Here is a 20,015-nt window from a genome sequence, read left to right as displayed (position 1 = left end):
ATGGCAAGCGAAAAAACACCAAATCTTGGCTTAAATCAAATTGACCGCACATCGCCCAAAACCACGTATTTTGATCTGGAGAAGTATTTGGACCAAAACTGGCGCGCTGTAGATGATTTTGCAGGTGATGTGAATGATGGTGTGAATGCGATCAAGAAGCGTCTGGATACGACGGATCGTAAGGCGGTAACTTTGGAACCTGGGGTACAAATTGTTCATGCGGAAAAGGCATCTCCGTTTTCGCTGACGGGGATGAGCGGGCGTACGTTGGTGAATCTGTTGGGGCGGGCAGGCTCTGGTGACCAAATCGGTAGCCTTTTAGGTTGGGATGCCGATCTTGCAGTTGATACATCTAATAAGGCGCAGGGTATGGGATCAATCAAGGTCACTGCAAAGAATGCCACCGGCGTGTATAACGTGTACAGTAGCGGATTAAAGCTTACTGGCGGAAGGTACTATATCGCCCTGGCTGATGTTAAAAACATCAATGCTTCAAATAATATTTATGTAAACTTTTCTACGGGTGGTAATAAGGCGCTCAAGCAGTCCATAGATAAGAGTCAATTTGTAACGATCTATACAAAATGTGCACCGGCAAACGATACTGCGATAAACTTGGAAGTTTCAGCGATTTCCACAGCAACGGGTCAAGCTTTTTATGCAGACGCGATTCGTCTCTATGAAGTTAGCGCCTCAGAATATGCTGCGCTGGATAGCATGGTTGCTGAACAGGTAGCTGCCAAATATCCATATGTAGACAGCGTAACGCCTGTGCGTAATCCGTATGCGATTCGGTATGGGGAGAATTTGGCCCCCCATTCCTTTTATTCTTGGAACGCTAAGGTGGGAACACCCGTTATTAAAGATGATCGAAGTGTTGTTGTTTCATCTTCCAATATAATGATATCTTCCATCTACCCATTAGTTTCTGGTCAGAGTTACACTATTTCCGCTCAGTCGAGTGGGTCAACGGGTAGAATACATGTAAATACACAAAACGAGACTGCGGTTGTCGGTAATGTAACAGGTATCGGACTTATCTCTTACACATTCACAGTTCCGGTAGGCACTAATGGTGTAGTGATCCGCTTGTTGGGGACATCCACTGACGATATAACGTTTTCCGATGTTATGCTTAACATCGGCAGCACAGCAAAAACATTCAGGTCGCGTGAAGACTCCATGCTTGCTCTCCAAACAGATCTGTACGCCGATCCGGTGACAGGTGGTAGTGCCGATAGGGTGTTTGAGCAGGATGGGCAGTATTTTAAAAGTAAGATGTGGAAGAGTTTGGTATTAGATGGATCGTTACCTTGGTTTTTTTTCTCGTCAGCAATGGGATATAAAGTTGTTCGTCTACCTATCACTAACGGCAGGGTTGATAGTGAGAGGATAACCAAGTTCGATGGTAAGTTGATTCAGCATGTTTTCCCACTGAGTGAGTCAGACCAATCCCACCTTAGCCCAGATTCGGGCGTAGTTGGTCTGTCCATCTCGAGCGCAGACAGCGGATGGGGAGACAACTATACGCCAACAACGGACGAAATTAAAGTGTATTTTATGGGTTGGAAAATGTATGATGCAGGAATATATACTCCAGAGGCGGCACAAGCAGCAACCACCGCGACATATAACGGTACAGGCACAAAATACTGGGTGCATCGTATTGGTGCAGCTACCTATTCCAAACCTTTGCCTACAGCTTCTTATGCGGAATACACGTCATATCAACTCATTTACCAACTTGCAGTTCCAGTTGTAGAGCATATTATCAGTGAAGGGCAACTATCCTTTGTTGAGGGCGATAATCAGATTGAAGTAGGTACGGGGATTGTACTGCGCGAAAGCTCAGGTATTAATACGATTCCCGGTGCTTATGCCTATGTGAATGCCGAAAGCCCTTTAAAATACAAACCGAGGAATATCCTTGCTGTGTACAAGAATGGTAAAAAGGATTCACGGTGGGAGGTTGTTATTAGGCCAGGTTCGGACGCCTTCGCACCCATAGGGGTAGCGTTTTCGCGGTTAGTTGTGGGGTTGTATGACCCAGCGGACAGCTTTTCAACAACCTACTTTATGACTGACGCATCTCCAGCCGTACCATTCACAGGCTCCTACGCAGCCAACGAGAAGACGCTTTTAGCGGACTTGGTGGAAAGTGTGCAGCAGAACACGGCGAGGGTGTCGGTGCTTGAGAACAAGAAGGCTGACAAAGATAATCCTGCATGGCTTACACCGACGTTGCTTAATGGGTGGACTAACATAGATACATCATTGAGCCAAATATCCTACCTAAAAGATTCAAATGGTTACGTCCACATAAAAGGTGTAGCCAAACCAGGCGCGATGAATACGAATGTGTTTCAGTTACCTGTAGGGTATAGACCTTCTCGAACGATCGTGGCTGGTGTGGCAGCGAATACAGACAAAGATCATGACGTTTTAGGGCGAATAAACATTGGAGCCAATGGCAACGTTGCGATACTTGCCGTAGCTGGCATCACGATAACAAATACTGGTTGGGTTAGTTTGGACAGTTTGCCGCCGTTTCTGGCTGAACAATAAGGAGGTCTAACACATGAAAGCAGTACCTAAAGTAAATACAAACGGCCTCTATCTGGAGGACGAGCTGGTGGACGATGCCTTTTCAGGTGTCGTCCCTTTTTATACTCCATCTTCGCCCACGCTATCTGATACAAAGCAGCAGCTAGACACCCATCGGCTTACTGACAGTAGCTCTAGTACCATAAATGGAACAAGTTCAGAAAGCATCCTTGCTGGTTATACGATAGCAATTTCAGTGCCGCCAGGCTTATATCATCCTCGTTTTGATATCCAAGGCTGGCTGACTTATGAAGCGGAATATAACCAAAAATTGATAGAAGCACAGGGTGCGTATGAGCAGTTGAACAAGGAATCTCAGGCAGCATTTCAGAAGCTGCATGATGAATGGCAAAACAAGCCGGAAAACGAACGCGGGGATGAACCTGTATATTTTGCTCAGACATTCACGGCTCCAGAACGAAGAGACCCAACGACGTTCTGGAGTGAAGGATTAAGTGCCGAAGCGATTAAGGAACTGACACAAAAAGCAGAGCAACAGCCAAGTGAGACAGATCAATTGAAGCAGCGTATTGCAGATCTCGAAGTAATGCTGACTCAGCTCATGCTTGGTAGCACAGGAAAATAACGTGTACTGACTATTATATATAGCAAAAATTTTTATATAAAAGAGGTGAAGTCATAACTATGACCGCTTTAACAGAGGCTCAATTGCGTATTTGTGCTCATGCTTGCATCACCCGCTATGAGCGGGGAGAGGGCGATATAGCAACGATCATGGGAAGCTACATTTTAGATGAAGAACAACGTGAACAAGTAATGAAGATTATTTTATCCAAGCGTTCTGATCTGGTAACGGGCAACGTAGGTGATTCATCATCAACTGAAGCTCTGAATGAGCAGGAAGAAACGGTTAAATGGTATAACTCTATTTTCCGTAAAAAAACAGTATAGAGAACAAAACAAAGATAATTGTTTATTTGCCCTTGGATCAGTCCAAGGGCATTCATTTTACACCTTGGTTCAGAAGGGGGAACAAACATGCATGAAAAGATCGATCAGATTTGGCTGGGGCTATCCACGGGGACCTTGATCGGTTATTTTTTTGGGGGGTGGACCACAATGTTGACGTTGCTGTGGTGGATGGTCGTGATCGACTTTTTCACCGGATGGGCAGCGGCCTGGATTAATGGGGAGCTAAAAAGCCGCCAGGGGTATTGCGGTATTTTTCGCAAGGTTACCGTGTTTTTGCTCATTACGGTAGCTCATCTAATCGACGGTATTCTCGGGGATGCACATTACTTCCGGGATGCCGTCGTTTTCTTTTATTTAGCGAACGAGCTGTTGTCCATTATTGAAAATGTGGGCAGAATGGGAGTGCCGATGCCGGATATTTTGCGGAATGCGGTAGCTATTTTTGAGTCCAAGTCGAGTGGAGAAAAAATAAAGCCAACCGACCCTTCCGACAAAGAAAATAAAGCTTCATAAAGTGCCACTAGTGGCCACTACCAAAATAGGCAGACTACCTTTTCGCCCTTTTTTCGGTGTAAAAGTGGAAAAGCCCAGACCGTATGGATGGTCCAAGCATATGGATAACAGAGACAAAGTGAGCTACAACATTATGAATGATAAGGAGGGAACGCCTTATGCAGAATCGCAGCCCTAACGCTGCCGAAGGCATTGACGTATCCCGATATCAGGGAACGATTGATTGGAAGCGTGTACGAGCCGATGGTAAATCGTTTGCCTTTATTAAAGCGAGTCAAGGACAGCGTTACGTCGATCCGACATTTATCACGAATGCAAAAGGGATCAAGGCAGCCGGGATTCTCCTGGGAGCTTACCATTTTGTAGATGCAACTAGTGTAAACGCAGCAAAAGCGGAAGCCAGGCATTTCGCCGAGGTGCTGGATCAGGTGGGGGGTGCGAAAGCGCTGGACTTGCCAGCGGTGATGGATTACGAAAATAATCCGGAAGGGCTTAGCTCGGCCGCGATTCATGAGGTTGCGTTGGCATTTATAACGGAATTTGAACGAGTAAGCGGCCGCAAGCCGATGGTATATACAGGGAATGCTTTTGCTGCCCATTTCAAAGCCCCATTGGGTAGTTATAAGCTGTGGATTGCGCGTTATAGTACACGAGTGCCCGGCGACACCACGGCATGGAAGCGCTGGGACTTTTGGCAATACAGCGATAGTGGACGGGTTGATGGAATTCAAGGGCCGGTTGACCTGAATGTATACGCCGGAACAGAGGCCGAGCTACGCCAAGTATTTGCAGGAGAAGAGGGGGATGAGCCAATGACAGCAGAGGAAAAAGCGGCATTTAAAGCCCTGCAACAGCAGGTCGCTGCCCTTGAAAACAGCAAAGATGTGCTCAAGCAGACGTTGAATGAACAGAGCGCTTATATTAAAAAAGTGGATCAGCGGGTAGCTGAACTGGAGGCGCGTCAGGCTATGCCTGTGCCGACCTGGGCGAAGGAAGCGATGGCTGCCGCTGTTGCATTTAATCCGGCAAGCCCGATTGTGGATGCGAAACTGCCAAGCAGTTATGATTTTTATCGCTTACTGGTCGTACTGAACCGTCTGGGTGTGTTTAAAACAACCAAATGATCTTCGAAAGAACTCATGTACTGCCAACCCCACTTTTATATGAAATGAGTAAAGCAGTTACGCCCGAAGTCTAAATAGACAGGCGGTTGAAGGCAACCGCCTGCCCTTATTGCACCCTTATTCGAAAAGCAATTCAATATCCTCTTGGCTAATCCGAGCAGATTCAAAGTCCGAAGGAGTGAAGTGAACATTCTGCTGACTAAGTGTAAAATCAATTACACGGTGTAGAGTTTGGACATACATATGCATAAATTCGGTTATACTTTCTTTTTCAAACATTGTTGTGCTGTACATCATATGGACCACCAACTGGTCGTTAACAATCAGGCTGTTGATTTCGATGCCAGCCGTTAGATGATTGGCGTAGTCCACATCTTGAAGGCCTGGAGTATGCTTATATACATAGTCTGAACTCTGACTTTCGTGATCGAACTGTCCCAGATAATTGAAGCGTAGGGGACGAATCTCCTTACTTTTTTCAATAGCTCCTAGCATGTATTTTAAAATGCCATAACCGATACCCTGTTGGGGAATGCGTCGGCGCAGTTCCTTGACATATGCAATGACACTGCCTATTTCTGTACCTGGCACTTGAATACGTAAGGGATGTAACGCCGTAAACCAGCCAACCGTTCTGGATACGTCTACGTGATCCAGGCTCCTTCCGTGATGCTCAACCTCATAAGTGAAATCTTCTAATCCAATCCATTCCTTTACACTTAAAGACAAGGCAGCTAGCAGTAAATCCACAGGCTCAGTATGATAGACCTGATTCGCCTTGGTGAGCAGTTTGTGCGTATGGGCAGGGGAAAGTTCTCCTTCGACGACTGCACATGAAGCATAGTTTACGGTAGTGGATGGCTGGCTTGTGATGAATGCTGGAAAATGGTCGTTGCCGCCCTCCATTTCATTCCAAAAATCAAGCTCCTCCCGTAGATCCGCAGTAGTGGAATAATGATGAAGCTCCTTGGCAAAGGTTTGAACAGAGGCTGTTTTTCTTGAAAAATGTACCTCCTTGCCTTCTTCTAAGGCATGATAAGCCTCCAATACATCCTCCAATATAATTCTCCAGGAAACTCCATCTACAACTAGATGATGCGCAGTGATGAACAATTCCGAGGTTCCTTGTCCGTGATCGAATATAGCTGCTCGAATAGGAAGACGGTGGGACAGATCGAAACCGGATTGCAAGCTATGCACTAGCTTATTGAATTCATGCTGCCAAGCCTCTGCTGAAATAGGCGTCATGTCATAACAATCCAGCTTGAACGGGATTGCAGTGAGTTCCGGGTTGTAAAATAACTTGCCATCCGGGTGTATGCTCATCCTTAAAGCATCGTGATGTTCAATTACTTTGTGAAATGCCTTTTCTAGAGCAGAACGATCCATTTCATTTTTCAACAGAAGCAAGACCGATTGATTATAGTGATGAGGATTATGAAATGACTGCTCCATAAACCACAAGGAGATCGGTGTATGCTGAATTTCTCCGCCGACGGGAGCTGAAGAATCGTACAGTCGGCTCTTTTGGCGTGTGTAATGAGCAAGCTCTGCTATACTGGGATGCGCTAAGACATCCTGTACACCCACTTCCAAATCATAGTTATTTAATTTGGAAGTCATCTGGATCGCTTTAATAGAGTCTCCGCCCAGTGCAAAGAAATTATCGTGGATACCTATGATAGACGTATGGAACAGCTCTTCCCAAACCTGCACGAGAATGCTTTCCACCGTATTATGGGCTTCCTCATATATGTCAGTTAATCCAGAGGACACGTCTGGTACAGGAAGCTTTTGCTTGTCCACCTTGCCATTGGATGTAAGCGGGATGATTTCCAGCTGGAGTATGTGGCTTGGTACCATATAATGGGGAAGACAAGCATGTAAATAATCTTTGAGAAGCTTGGGAGAGATAACACGATCAGATACATAATAGGCACACAAAACGGGATATCTATTCGCATCGCCTGTTTCCACCACGTTTACGACAGCATGCTGGATGTCAGGATAGGAGGATAAAGCTCCTTCAATCTCACCCAGCTCGATACGAAAGCCTCTGATTTTGACTTGGTGATCATTTCGGCCAAGGTATTCGATCAGGCCATTTTCCAGCCGTATCCCCATGTCACCGGTTTTATACATTCGTTCGCCAGGAACAAAAGGATTATCGAGAAACCTTTCTTTTGTGAGTTCCGGTCTGTTCAGATATCCTCTTGCCACTCCATGACCGGAAATGTAGATTTCTCCTTTTACCTGCATAGGAACAGGCTTTAAATGCGTATCCAGCAAATATACAGCCACGTTATCGGAAGGCACACCGATGGGAACGGATCTTCTGCTATCCCGGTCTGCATCATACATATGGATCATGCAGCCTACGACGGTTTCCGTAGGTCCGTACTCATTGAACAGGGCAATACTTCCGCCAAACTTGTCATGAATGTTGTGAGCAAGACTGACTTTGAGATCTTCTCCTCCTACAATGCATTTGCGGACGCTCGATGTACGAATGTCCGACTCTTGTAGAAGGGACAAGTGTGCGGGAGTTAGCTTTACAATGGTTGTACGTTGGTCTTTCATAATGCGGAACAATACAAATTCGCCGGGATCATCATCTCTGTAGAGGTTAATGGCATGTCCGCTGATTAATGGGGTGAATATGGAAGTGACAGTCAGATCAAAGGCTATTGACGAATAACAAGCAAAGACCTCGTGAGCTGCGGACAAGTAGGTTTTATTCGCCCACCATATGTAATTCACAAGTCCCTTGTGCGGAACTGCCACTCCTTTAGGTTTGCCTGTGGAACCGGAGGTGTAAATTACATAAGCGAGCTGGTTCGGTCCGCTTTGTGGCTTCAAATTCGAGCAATCTCCATGGTACAGGGATGCATCGTCTATACGATAAACTCCTCTGGAAAATGAAATATCATCATTCAAAGGTGCATCGGTAAGAAGCAAAGCAGCCCCGGAATCCTCCAGCATATAGCTAACACGGTCAGCTGGATAGTGAGGATCTATAGGCAGATACGCCCCACCTGATTTCAACACAGCTAAGACCGAAATGATAAGCTCAAATGAATGCCCAGCCATGATCCCCACGATACTCTCTTGCCCAATACCACGGCTTTTTAAAAACCTCGCCAGTTGGTTAGCTTGTTCATTTAACTCACGATAGGTTAACGTGTGCTCTTCAAAGTAACAGGCAATATTAGTAGCTTTTTCAACGACTTGCTGCTCAAATAACTGAGTAATGGTTAGGGACGAGGGATAGGAAGAACGTGTTTGATTCAGCCCATAGATCAGCTCATTTTGTTCCTGCGGAGATAGCATTTCAATTTCCGCAATCGGGGTCTGTGGCTGCTCGATCATCTCGCGAACGATATGAATGATATACTCAAACATTTTTGCGATCTGCGTCTCACTGTAAGAATTCACTTTATAGTCAAAGTCCAGCGTAATTCTTCCGCTCCCCTCCCAGTCACGAATAACCAGTTGCAGCGCATAAGGTTGATAACCACTGAAAACCTCCTGAACTTCATAGGGGCACCCATCAAATTGGGGACTAAATTTCATATTGTAATAATTAACACACATACCAAACAGACTGTTATATCCTTTTTGAGCAAGCTCCAGGTCACTAGCTAGAAGATCATATGGATATTTTTGATGAAAATAAAAATTCATCAGCTCTGCCCCCACATGCTTCATCAAAGAGCAGGCATCTAAAGCTGCATCCAGTTGGATGCGAAACGGCATGGTGCTGGTGAACATACCAAACGTATTTTTTTGTTTTTTGCCCGATCTGTTTAGGACTGGAGTCCCGATCACCACATCGGTTTCTTGAGTCGTCCGGTAGATGTAAAGCAGAAGGGCGGATACGAATAATACGTTTACAGAAAGTTTGGAGCTTTGGATAAAGGTCTGAATGATACGTGAAGTTTCACTGTCGATGGCAAAGGACGTTCGAACGGCCGAAATATCTTTGCTTTTGTTGATAGGTATCATGTCGGGTAAGGTTTGGAATTTTTCATGCCAGAATATTTTATTTTTAATAAAACGCTCAGATGTTAAATAGGCTTGTTCTTGATCAATGATAGGTATGTAGGAATATTCTTCATCAGCAGGCAGGGGGCTGTGGTTAACCAGTAGTGTATAATACTGCGAAATTCGTTCAGACACGATATGTAAGGCCCAACCGTCTGCAATAATATGATGAAATTGACCCAAATAACCAACATCACCAGGCCCAAGTTTAAAAATAACAAAAGAATACAGTTTGGCATTCAACAGAGGCATAACCTGTCCACTCACAGCCTTCAGCCATTGTTCAAAATGAAGTAACGGATCAGGCTCATGACTAAAATCAATACATGCGATCTGCTCCTTTTCATAGGGCTTTACGTACTGTACGGGTTCTCCATTTTGCTCTTCGATCTGGATGCGGAGGCCTTCCGTTTTGGAAATGAAGAGTTGAATCGCTTTCTCCAGCGCGTCAAACTCTAGTTCCTTTTGAATGCGTACAAGTCCGGTCAGATTGTGCATGGCTGTCGTACCATATATTTTCTCGTTATACCAAACTCTTTTTTGAGAATGTGTTAGTGCATAGAACATCCATTAGCCTCCTTATACATGCAGATATTGAAAAACATAGAGTCTACATAAAAATGATCCTAGCCCACCCAATAAAAACAATCAAGCAGAAAAAATGTATTTTTAAACAAAAAATAAAACGGATTTTCGACAATTTTATTCCAATTTAAAAAGGCGAGTTCCCTTTAAAAGGTTTCCGTAGGTTTACAATGGAATTTTTAAAAAGTGTGAATTAGCTCACTACATCCGATATGGATGAAATGTTAAGGTGTTAATACAATTTCGATAATATTGATAAATATTAATTTATTAAGTATTTCTGGTAATTGACTCTCCGATTTCGCAATCAATATCCTGGCATTCTTCCTTAATTTTCCTTTAAATAAATCCATTCCTATTTAACATATATTTACTCTTAAACTATTTAATTATCCATAAATTAAATATACAAATTGTGTATATTTATTCATGATGTTGAATACTGTTTATCCTAGTTTTTTTATGTAATTACTAGATAAATAGTCTTACATATATTGGTCAAGCAAGCTTTGATTACATATTACAAAGAAAGCTGGAGCGATTATGGAATGTAAAAAGATGATCATGAGAAAAATGGCAGCGGTTATCCTGATTTTCGCTTTAGTGGCTACATGTATTCCGCCCAGTCGTGCGGAGGCCGCAGCAGGATTGAATGAAAACACCACTCAGCGTTTGGAAGCATTTATTCATGAGAAGATGCAGGAAGGTCATATCCCTGGAATGACAGTTATTGTGGTTCGTGGAAAGGAAACGGCCTATCTCAAAAGTTTTGGGTATGCCAATGTGGACAAGCAGGTTCCTGTAACACCCGAGACAAGCTTTGAAATTGCCTCTTGCTCCAAAGGATTTACAGCACTTGCCGTGCTGCAACTACAGCAGCAGGGGTTGTTGAAGCTGGATGATCCCGTTTCAAAGTTTTTTCCATGGTTTCAAGCCAAGTATAAGCACCAAAATGTCGAGATTACACTGCGGCAGCTGTTACATCACTCCAGTGGCATTCCATGGTACACAATTACCGACATCCCGATCTCCAACCGTCCCGATTCACTGGAACAGGTTGTACGAAATGTGAATGGCCTGGAATTACATAATCGTCCTGGCGAACGCTTTGAATATGCCACCATTAACTACGCAATCGTGGGGGCTGTCATTCAAAAGGTCACAGGGCAACCTTACGAAGATTATATGAAGACCCATATTTTTCAGCCTTTAGGTCTGAATAAAACTACTCTTTATCCCACAGAAGCCGCACCCACGATGGCAACAGGCTACAAGAACGGCTTTTTTCAAGCACGTGAATATCAATCCCCTGTCTTTAGAGGAAACCGTCCCGCTGGTTATATCATGATGGACGGAAATGACCTCGCCACTTGGCTCAAATATCAGTTGGGCAGCCTGAAATCTCCCATGACTCCATTAATTATGGAAACTCATGCGCCTGACCGCACCGTTACCCCCAGCAAGTTTGATATGTCGTCTTATGCTATGGGCTGGGCTGACTACCAAAGCGGAAACGGAGAGGTGTCCAAGGCTGGATTAAATCCGAATTTTTCTGCTTATATGGTTTTTCGCCCTCAGGATCAGCTGGCTGTAGGGATTATGGCGAACAACGGTACCACGTTAACGTATATCACGGGGCATGGTCTTATGGACATTTTACGAGATCGGCAGCCTGTGTCTCCGTATGAGCCAGATCAGAAAACAGACAATGCGTGGTCCGTTATTACGATCATGCTGGCATGTTATGTGCTGGCGGTAGGGGTCCTGTTGATTACGGTGGTACGAGATATCATCCGCAAACAACGTGTTTTGAAGCCTTTGAATCCAAAAAAGCTGCTCACATGGCTGCTATTTTTACTTTGCAGTACACCGTTTTTGTATGGAGTTTATTTGGTTCCTACTGCCATGCAGGGCGTTTCATGGACAACCGCGATTGTCTGGTCTCCGTTTAGCTTTCCGTTTGCGATTGGAGCCTTGGGGCTGGGATTGCTTTTGAGCTTTGGCTACCTGGTGTTGGGTACGATTTTTCCGAACACAGACGAAAATAAACGCTCGCTTCCTTTACTGGTAATGATGAGCTTGCTAAGCGGGGCGGCGAATGCTTTTGTCATTTTTATCGTCAATTTCTCAATTGGCAGCGAAATACCGCTCAAATATCTGCTGTATTATTTCGGATTAGCGCTGGCGGTTTATATTTTCGGTCGCAAGCTGATTGAAACCAAATTAGTGAAGATTACCTACAACATGATTTATCGAAAACGAATGGAACTGATTCAACGTGTGCTACACAGCTCTTATGACAAATTAGAACGCATGGACAATGGCAAAATTTTAGCCACTTTAAATAATGATACAGAGATGGTGGGCTTCTCGGCCAATGTGGCGGTGGGGTTCGCGACCAGTCTACTGACAGTCATCTGCTGCTTTGTTTATCTCGGTACGATTTCATTTTGGGGCACGATACTTTCCCTTGTTGTCATTGCGGTGATTGCCGCATTTTATAGCATCGTCAGCGGTACGGCTAACCGCTATTGGGAAGAGGCGAGGGATACCCAAAACGTGTATTTGGGGTTCATCGACCACATGCTCAAGGGCTTTAAAGAGCTTAGTATGCATGGACGCAAAAAGACGGAGTTTAGCAGCGATATTCAGGATAGCTGTGAACAGTATCGTCAAAAACGCTCCGTGTCCCGCATTAAATTTACCAATGCACTGGTGCTGGGCGAGACGCTGCTGATTTTAATTTTAGGTGTAGTTACCTTTGTGTTCCCGACGATTTTCCCGAACATTAAGGATTACACATTAATTCAATTTGTTGTCGTGTTCCTCTACTTGATCGGACCCATCAACGGATTGTTGCAGGCTGTGCCGGAGCTGTTCCAGATTCGGACCTCCTGGCGAAGAATTAAAGCCTTTATTGCGGAAATGCCGACTGATGACAGCGGAGAAGTGTATGATACTGCGAGTTTGGTGGATGAAGAAGTGGCTGTGGAACGAATTGGTTTTCATAATCTTAGCTTCGAGTACAGCAACGTGACTGGAGAGTCCAGCTTTCTGGTCGGACCTATTACACTGGAAGCGGCTAAAGGACAGACCATTTTCATCACAGGCGGCAACGGCAGTGGTAAAACGACGCTTGCTAAATTAATGACTGCCCTCTATCCTCCACAAACGGGATACATCACGATCAATGGAGAAGTCATTGATGCCCGCACGTCGGGCGAGTATTTTTCCACCGTCTTCTCTGATTTTCATCTGTTTGAGCGCTTGTACGACATTGATTATAAGGAAAAGCAGTCCGACATTGAGCGTTATCTGAAAAGACTGGGACTGGAGGAAAAAGTAACGGTCAAGGATGGATATTTCAGTACGCTCAAGCTATCAGGTGGACAACGAAAGCGGCTTGCGCTTTTGATCTGTTATCTGGAAGATCGACCCGTATATTTGTTTGACGAATGGGCTGCCGATCAAGATCCGGAATTCCGCAAGTTCTTTTACCATACACTTCTGCCTGAAATGAAGGCGGCGGGTAAAATTATTTTCGCCATTACGCATGATGACCATTATTTCCATACCGCAGACCGACTGCTGAAGATGGAAATGGGGCAGATGAAGGAGCTGGAGGTGTTGAGTGCTGAAGTCAGTGGCTCATAACCAATCCATTAAAATTTATGAAAAAGTGTGGGCTTAGCATGCAAAACTACATTGTTGTCAAAGGTGCAAGACAGCACAACCTGAAAAATATCTCCTTGCGGATTCCGCGAGATCAACTGGTTGTTTTCACGGGAGTTAGCGGCTCGGGTAAATCATCGCTTGTCTTCAATACACTATATGCGGAAGGGCGACGACGCTTAATGGAGTCGCTGTCCGCATATGAACGAATGGGCTTGCGAAAAACGGAAGAGGCGGATGTGGACTTGATCGAAGGGTTGTCTCCGGCAATTGCGATGGAGCAAAAGACGGTCTCGCGCAACCCGAGGTCAACCGTGGGTACATTGACCGAAATCTCCTCTTTTGTCCGGTTGTTGTTTTCACGAACAAGTCGGGCGGTTTGTCCCTACTGTCAGGAAGCACTGCCTGTGCAGACAAGGAAAAAAATCACGGAGCAGGTACTCCAATGCTCACCTGATGCTTCAATAGAAATCTATGCGCCGATCCTTTCCATGCCACATGAAGGGCCTGTCGCGTTGCTGAAGGAAATACAAAAAAAAGGCTACACCCAATTAAGCTGGAATCAAAAAATGCTGGATGTAGAGCAAGCTGAGGTTTTGTTTTCCAGTATGTCTCCACAGGCAGTACGTCTAGGAAAAGGAGACAGTCAGCTGGAGGTACTGGTTGGCAGAATTACGATTTCAGCTTCCGTGGAGCAACGCAAAGATATTCAAGCTATGGTGGATAAAGCACTGGACTTAGGAGATGGCTGGATTCGAATTCGACCTATGGTTGATAAACGATTCGTATGGAATCCAAATTTCGGTTGCTCCTGTTGTGGTATGGTGGCGAGTGAAATTTCGGCAGGGGCTTTCTCGTCGAATAGTCCTTTGGGTGCTTGTCCGACTTGTACAGGACTGGGCACTCATTATGAAGTAGATCTGGAACGTGTGATTCCTGATCGATCCAAAAGTCTAGCTGAAGGAGCGATTCAGCTACTTGGCTGGCAATGTGAGCAAGAGAAATTTCATAAAAATCGAAAAATTTTGGAGGGACTAGCGACCCGATATCATTTTGAACTGAGCACGGCGGTAAAGGATCTGCCAGATGAGGCGTTATACGCTGTGCTATACGGTACTCAAGGTGAAAAGATTGCAATTGAGAATCCTGCTACAGGTGGCAAGCTGATGCACGAAAGATTTGCAGGGATTGTGAATCTTATTTATGAGCGCTTTAACGCTAATGCCAAGGATGAAATGAGCGCCATGAAAGCGGAAGACAAGGAAGTGATGTGGGAACAAGTATGTCCGAGCTGCGGAGGAGCACGTTTGAAGGCAGAACGACTGCTATATCGTGTGGGGGACAAAACGATCCGCGATTTTTCGAACATGCCGTTGGTTGAGCTGTATGCAGGCTGTGATGAACTACTGCGAATGGCACCTCAAGTTTTCGAGAGTCTTGCGGCTGTGGCCCAGCCCATTTTACAGGAAATCAAGACTCGTTTGACGCTGCTGCTGGATATGGGACTGGACTATTTAAATCTGAACCGTCCGGTGACCCTGCTCTCGGGTGGTGAATCCCAGCGCGTACGCTTGACGACCCAATTAAGCTCTGGGCTGATGGGCATGATCTACATTTTGGATGAACCCAGTGTTGGATTACACCCGAAGGATACCGGGAAAATGATAGCTATGCTTCACAGACTACGGGATTTGGGAAATACCATCTTGGTCGTCGAACATGATGAGGAGATTATGGCCCAAGCGGATTATCTTGTTGATATTGGACCTGGCGCAGGATTGCTCGGCGGTGAAATTGTAGCACAGGGTACGGTGGAAGAAGTCATGAGCAATTCGAAGTCTTTGACAGGACAATATTTGAGCGGCAAGCAAGGTATTCCTGTTCCCACCCAACGAAGAAAGGCCTGTGACGGGAAATATCTTGAGGTGCTGGGAGCCAGGGAGAATAATCTGCAAAACCTGAATATTCGTATTCCATTGGGTTGTTTGGTTTGTGTTACAGGGGTCTCTGGATCAGGGAAAACCACGCTAGTTCATAACGTTATATATGAGAAATTACGTTCTCGCCTGGATGGTAAATCTGCATATCTGAAGCACGATGTAGAGCTGAAAGGAGAAGCGTCGATTGATCAGGTGATCTGTATCGATCAGAAGCCAATTGGACGGACACCGCGATCCACTCCGGCTACCTATGTGGGGGTGTTTGACGCCATTCGAAAGCTGTTTGCCAGGACAGAAATAGCTAAGCAACTCCAACGAAAGAGTGCACATTTTAGCTTCAATTCACCGGGTGGACGCTGTGAAGTTTGTTCAGGACTCGGGGTGATCGTCACTGAAATGCAGTTTATGTCTGACGTTGAAATGGTTTGCGAAACGTGCCGGGGCAGACGCTACAGCGAGGATATACTGGCAATTACATATCACGAGAAGAATATCGCGGATGTATTGGAGATGAGCATTGAAGAAGCTGCTGTTTTCTTCGCTGACCAACCGGATATTTACGGCAAGTTGAAGCTCATGAACGAATTGGGTCTTGGTTATATGAAGCTGGGTCAGTCTGCCACGACATTATCTGGCGGGGAAGCCCAGCGTATTAAGCTGGTAGAGGAGCTAAGTCAGTTAAAAAAAGGGCGCAGCCTGTTGTACATTTTGGATGAACCGACCACAGGCTTGCATCCCGACGACATTCAGCGACTGCTAACTATCCTTCAACAGCTCGTGGATGAGGGCAACACCGTACTCATCATTGAACATAACCTGCATCTGATCAAAACAGCAGATTATGTGATAGACCTTGGCCCTGAAGGGGGCACCCGAGGTGGACAGCTAGTGGCAGCTGGAACGCCTGAGCAGGTTGCGACCTGTGAGCACTCCCATACCGGATCTTTTTTACGTAACTTAGGAATGGATTACGACGAGAACGAGGTGAGAGCATGAGCAACAGATTGGAGCATTTACGCATTCTCCCGACAGGCCCCCTAAATTATTATCTGCAAAAGCGATACAACGATCTGCCATGGGTGCACAAGTTTGGCTTGGATCACATCAAGGTAAAGGGGGATTTTATACTCATTCATGCATGGAAGCCTGGGTATGTGAAGCTAACACGGGAACAGGCAAATCGTCTCAAAGTAGCCACTGAAAAAGGCGAAAATCCTGAGGACATGCTTCCTCGGCTGCCGGAAGCATGGCTACTGGACGGAGAAGATGAACCTGATGTGGAAGGACTCTTGGCTAAGGTCATCGTGCCCGAGTTATTCGAACTGCTTTCCCCGGAAAATCTTCAAGAAGACGTGACCAGTCCGCAATCTATCCGGTTAAGAGCTATTTTGGAGCGTGTCGCCGAGCATGTACCTGTTTTTCCAGCCATTCAGAATCCCTATGAGCTGCGTCGCTTTCTGGAGGTCGTGAAGAGCCAAAAGCCTAAAACAGTCGTTGAGATCGGGACAGCCAGCGGCGGTGTATTTTATTGCCTGAGTCAACTGGCCGATCCGGACGCGTTGCTCGTCAGTATTGATTATCCGGGTGGACCGTATGGAGGGGGTCAGGATGACAGTGAGGTGCAGCTCTATTCCAGCTTTGGCAGCACGGGGCAGCAGTTTTCTTTTATTCGAGACCGTTCATTTCACTGCTCCACCAAACAGGACTTGAAAAAGGTTCTAGGAGAACGGCAGATTGATCTTCTGTTTATCGATGGAGATCATTCCTACGGTGGAGTGAGTTCAGATTTTCGTATGTATCAAGAGCTGGTGGCACCGGGCGGCATGATTGCTTTTCATGATATCAGCATGCGGCCTGAAACGTGGGGAAGAGGTTATGATGTTGGCGTTTTCTGGGATGAAGTGAAACAAAGTTATCCCTCCTTTGAGGAATTTGTAGACCCAACGGGCTGTCGAGAGCCGTTTATTCGTCACCCGCAAGAGGGACTGTTCGCGTATGGGATTGGCACTATCATTCAATTGTAAGGGGGAGACAACCATGAGCCACCGTCCATTGAACAAAACACGTGTGGAGGATGTCATTGGTTTGACTCCCATGCAGGAAGGAATGCTCTACCACTATTTACGGGACAAGGATACAGGAGCTTACTTTGAGCAATACAGCTATACGCTGCAGGGTCAGCTTGATCTATCTGTCTGCTGTGAGGCGTGGAAATGGACGATTCAACAGCATGAAGTGCTGAGAAGCGTATTCCGCTGGGAAAAGATCCAGAACCCGGTTCAGATTGTCCTGAAAGGACGCGTCCTGTCTTTCACTTTCCATGACCTCACAGAAATGGAAGAGGTGGAGCGAGAGACGGTACTACAGGAGCTGCGCGAGGCAGACCGTGCTGTAGGATTTGACCTGTCCGAGGGCCCCCTACTGCGGATTACGGTGTTTAGGCTGGCACATGATCGTCATATCATGATGGTCAGCAACCACCATATTGTGATGGATGGCTGGAGTAATGGCATTGTGCTGGGTGAGTTTATCCGGGCATATGATGCGCTGCGTGCAGGCCGGGAGCCAGAACGATTAGCCAAGCCGCGTTTTGGAGAGTACGTGAAATGGCTTGGTACGCAGGATAGAAGCGGAAGCAAGGCATTTTGGCAAGCTTACCTGACTGGATATGAGGTTCAGCCCCTGTGTTTACCCGATACAATTTCTAGCTCAGAAATAAGCGATACGGCTTGCGAATCGTATGTTTTGCAATCGGAGCTGGTGAGGGGGCTTGAAGCTGTTGCGAAGGAAGAATCCGTGACAGTAGGTACCCTTTTTACAGCGGCCTGGGGTATTCTGCTGCAAAAGGTCAGCAGACGTCAGGATGTGCTTTTCGGCACGACGGTATCTGGTCGCTCTAGCAGCCTGCCTGGAATTGAACGGGTAGTGGGGCTTTTGATGAACACGGTTCCTGTACGGTTACAGTCAGGCAATGGAGATACGCTGCAACAAGCCTTGCTCGATATTCAGCAAGCCAGCGTAGCGAGACAGCCCTACGAAACAACACCGCTTGTGGATATACAGTCTTACGGCAATTTCAGAAGCACAGAGCGTCTTTTTGATACGTTGCTTGTGATTGAAAATTATCCGCTGGAGATCAATCGACAGAGTGAATTGACCTTGGAATCCTTTTCTGGCCATAGCGTAACGGATTATTCACTTCTGGTGAGCATTCATCAAATGGAGCAAACTGCCATCCAAATCATGTATCAGCCCTCAAAATATGAGCCGTCCGCGATTGAACTGTTATGTGAACGTTATGTTGCTTTGCTCAGGCTGATCGTTACAGAAAGAGATTATGCCATTCAGAATATTCACTCCTTGACGGAGATGGAAAAGAGACTGGAAGAGGTCTGGGCAATTGAATTTGACTATAGCCCGGATACTTTGAAAAGGAGTGTATGAAGATGAAGAAGCCGAAAGCTTGGGAACAAATGGATTCCTATCAATGGATGACCACGAAAGAAACCGCCCACTATTACCGACTCATCGCCAATCTAATGAAGGAGATTCACGCTAAAATTCCAGATGAACAGTATCATTTGGACAAAGTAGCGACAGAAACGGATATTCGTGAGGAAAACTTTCAGGGAAAAAACTATCAACGCGCAGTCATGTATTTAATGTCTAACGGATGTGAGTGGGCCTTGAAAAACGGAAATGGCTGCACCATGTGCGGTCATTTGGCCAAGCAAACACGTAAAGACGGCCCTCTCTCTGCCCATTATTATTTGGAGCAATTTAGTGAGGAATTTAAGCGGATTGATTTTAGCAAATATCCTTTACTCAATCTGTATAATAACGGCTCCATTCTCAACGACAATGAAGTTCCGGCTGAAGCGCTGTGGGAAATCATACGCATGGTTGGAGAAAAGCCTGAGATCAAAATGCTGGTCATCGAAACCAGACCCGAATTTGTAACGAAAGAAAATATGGCGGAAATTAAGCGCCTTTTACCGGATAAGCATGTGGAAGTCGCCATGGGGCTCGAAATGATTGACGACTTTTTGCGGTATGTATGCATAAACAAAGGCTTTTCCTTAAAGCAATTTGATAAGGCCGCTCGCTTGGTGACCCAGGAGCTGAATTTACGCAGCTATGTGTTGCTGAAGCCGCCCTTTATTACGGAACAAGAGGCTATCGAACATGCCGTACAAACGATTGAGCATGCTTTTGAGCTCGGTACGACGACCGTTTCACTGGAAAGCTGTACCGTACAGGATTATACACTGGTGCAATATTTAAGTGACCAGGGTGCCTATAAACCGGCATGGCTCTGGAGCATCGTTGAGGTGGTAAAACGGACGGCGCATTTGGGCAAGATCATCGTCGGCTTGTTCCAATTTTACCCTTCCCCTGTCGGGGTGCCTTACAATTGTCCGCATTGCAGTGATCGAGTAATGGAGGCGTTGAAGGAGTATAATCACACTCTTAATCCGAGCGTTCTGGACCATCTGGATTGCAGCTGCAAGGCTGAATGGAAGAAGGAACTGAATCACGTGCATCCTCCATTTGAGGAAAGACTGAGTATTTTGAATAGTGAATTAATCAAGTGATTCAT

11 protein-coding genes are annotated in these 20,015 nt (G+C 45.7%); 10 read left to right on the top strand and 1 reads right to left on the bottom strand.

Translation table 11 applies throughout. The features are described from left to right. From MKX30_RS15600 to MKX30_RS15580, 5 genes are all read left to right on the top strand, one after another. Window positions 1-2,565: a hypothetical protein gene (locus tag MKX30_RS15600; protein ID WP_279831935.1), complete on the top strand. Its 2,565-nt coding sequence runs from the start codon at window positions 1-3 to the stop codon at window positions 2,563-2,565. A 13-nt stretch (window positions 2,566-2,578) separates the two neighbouring features. After that, the gene (locus MKX30_RS15595) at window positions 2,579-3,190 is read left to right on the top strand and encodes a hypothetical protein (protein ID WP_279831934.1); all 612 of its coding nucleotides are present in this window, start codon (window positions 2,579-2,581) and stop codon (window positions 3,188-3,190) included. A 59-nt stretch (window positions 3,191-3,249) separates the two neighbouring features. Next, a complete protein-coding gene (locus tag MKX30_RS15590; protein WP_023987386.1) occupies window positions 3,250-3,516 on the top strand; it encodes a hypothetical protein in 267 nt (88 codons plus the stop codon). Between the two features lie 87 nt (window positions 3,517-3,603). Beyond that, window positions 3,604-4,050 (top strand): phage holin family protein, encoded by a 447-nt coding sequence (locus tag MKX30_RS15585; RefSeq protein WP_341062972.1) that lies wholly within the window; start codon window positions 3,604-3,606, stop codon window positions 4,048-4,050. Window positions 4,051-4,208: 158 nt separating this feature from the next. Further along, a complete protein-coding gene (locus MKX30_RS15580) occupies window positions 4,209-5,174 on the top strand; it encodes a glycoside hydrolase family 25 protein (RefSeq protein ID WP_341058075.1) in 966 nt (321 codons plus the stop codon). Window positions 5,175-5,291: 117 nt separating this feature from the next. Here the strand turns inward: MKX30_RS15580 and MKX30_RS15575 are convergent, their stop codons facing one another. After that, on the bottom strand, window positions 5,292-9,785 hold the full coding sequence (locus MKX30_RS15575; protein ID WP_341062971.1) for an amino acid adenylation domain-containing protein: 4,494 nt from the start codon (window positions 9,783-9,785) through the stop codon (window positions 5,292-5,294). 576 nt (window positions 9,786-10,361) lie between these two features. Here MKX30_RS15575 and MKX30_RS15570 point away from each other — a divergent pair. From MKX30_RS15570 to MKX30_RS15550, 5 genes are read left to right on the top strand one after another with little or no spacing between them, the layout of a single operon-like run. Continuing rightward, window positions 10,362-13,457 carry a cyclic peptide export ABC transporter gene (locus MKX30_RS15570; RefSeq protein ID WP_341062970.1) on the top strand — a complete coding sequence of 1,032 codons (3,096 nt, stop codon included), beginning with the start codon at window positions 10,362-10,364 and terminating at the stop codon, window positions 13,455-13,457. Between the two features lie 38 nt (window positions 13,458-13,495). After that, on the top strand, window positions 13,496-16,411 hold the full coding sequence (gene uvrA, locus MKX30_RS15565) for an excinuclease ABC subunit UvrA (protein WP_341062969.1): 2,916 nt from the start codon (window positions 13,496-13,498) through the stop codon (window positions 16,409-16,411). Beyond that, window positions 16,408-17,439, top strand: a complete 1,032-nt coding sequence (locus MKX30_RS15560; protein ID WP_034094990.1) for a class I SAM-dependent methyltransferase — start codon at window positions 16,408-16,410, stop codon at window positions 17,437-17,439. Before uvrA ends, MKX30_RS15560 begins: the two co-directional genes overlap by 4 nt. A gap of 13 nt (window positions 17,440-17,452) precedes the next feature. Further along, window positions 17,453-18,859 carry a condensation domain-containing protein gene (locus tag MKX30_RS15555; protein WP_068938681.1) on the top strand — a complete coding sequence of 469 codons (1,407 nt, stop codon included), beginning with the start codon at window positions 17,453-17,455 and terminating at the stop codon, window positions 18,857-18,859. A 2-nt stretch (window positions 18,860-18,861) separates the two neighbouring features. Continuing rightward, window positions 18,862-20,010 carry an archaeosine biosynthesis radical SAM protein RaSEA gene (locus tag MKX30_RS15550; RefSeq protein ID WP_076157858.1) on the top strand — a complete coding sequence of 383 codons (1,149 nt, stop codon included), beginning with the start codon at window positions 18,862-18,864 and terminating at the stop codon, window positions 20,008-20,010. Window positions 20,011-20,015: the final 5 nt, after the last annotated feature.

The sequence above is a fragment of the Paenibacillus sp. FSL P2-0173 genome, from assembly GCF_038008045.1.
Taxonomy (GTDB): Bacteria; Bacillota; Bacilli; order Paenibacillales; family Paenibacillaceae; genus Paenibacillus; species Paenibacillus polymyxa_B.
The sequence above is the reverse complement of the archived record's forward strand: the minus strand, read 5'-3'. Positions and strand labels throughout refer to the sequence as shown.

Excerpts from the sequence above, each read along its gene's own strand:
- MKX30_RS15580 (WP_341058075.1), top strand. The coding sequence starts at position 4,209 with ATGCAGAATCGCAGCCCTAACGCTGCCGAAGGCATTGACGTATCCCGA.
- MKX30_RS15575 (WP_341062971.1), bottom strand. The coding sequence starts at position 9,785 with ATGTTCTATGCACTAACACATTCTCAAAAAAGAGTTTGGTATAACGAG.
- MKX30_RS15570 (WP_341062970.1), top strand. The coding sequence starts at position 10,362 with ATGATCATGAGAAAAATGGCAGCGGTTATCCTGATTTTCGCTTTAGTG.
- uvrA (WP_341062969.1), top strand. The coding sequence starts at position 13,496 with ATGCAAAACTACATTGTTGTCAAAGGTGCAAGACAGCACAACCTGAAA.
- MKX30_RS15595 (WP_279831934.1), top strand. The coding sequence starts at position 2,579 with ATGAAAGCAGTACCTAAAGTAAATACAAACGGCCTCTATCTGGAGGAC.
- MKX30_RS15555 (WP_068938681.1), top strand. The coding sequence starts at position 17,453 with ATGAGCCACCGTCCATTGAACAAAACACGTGTGGAGGATGTCATTGGT.
- MKX30_RS15585 (WP_341062972.1), top strand. The coding sequence starts at position 3,604 with ATGCATGAAAAGATCGATCAGATTTGGCTGGGGCTATCCACGGGGACC.
- MKX30_RS15600 (WP_279831935.1), top strand. The coding sequence starts at position 1 with ATGGCAAGCGAAAAAACACCAAATCTTGGCTTAAATCAAATTGACCGC.
- MKX30_RS15560 (WP_034094990.1), top strand. The coding sequence starts at position 16,408 with ATGAGCAACAGATTGGAGCATTTACGCATTCTCCCGACAGGCCCCCTA.
- MKX30_RS15550 (WP_076157858.1), top strand. The coding sequence starts at position 18,862 with ATGAAGAAGCCGAAAGCTTGGGAACAAATGGATTCCTATCAATGGATG.
- MKX30_RS15590 (WP_023987386.1), top strand. The coding sequence starts at position 3,250 with ATGACCGCTTTAACAGAGGCTCAATTGCGTATTTGTGCTCATGCTTGC.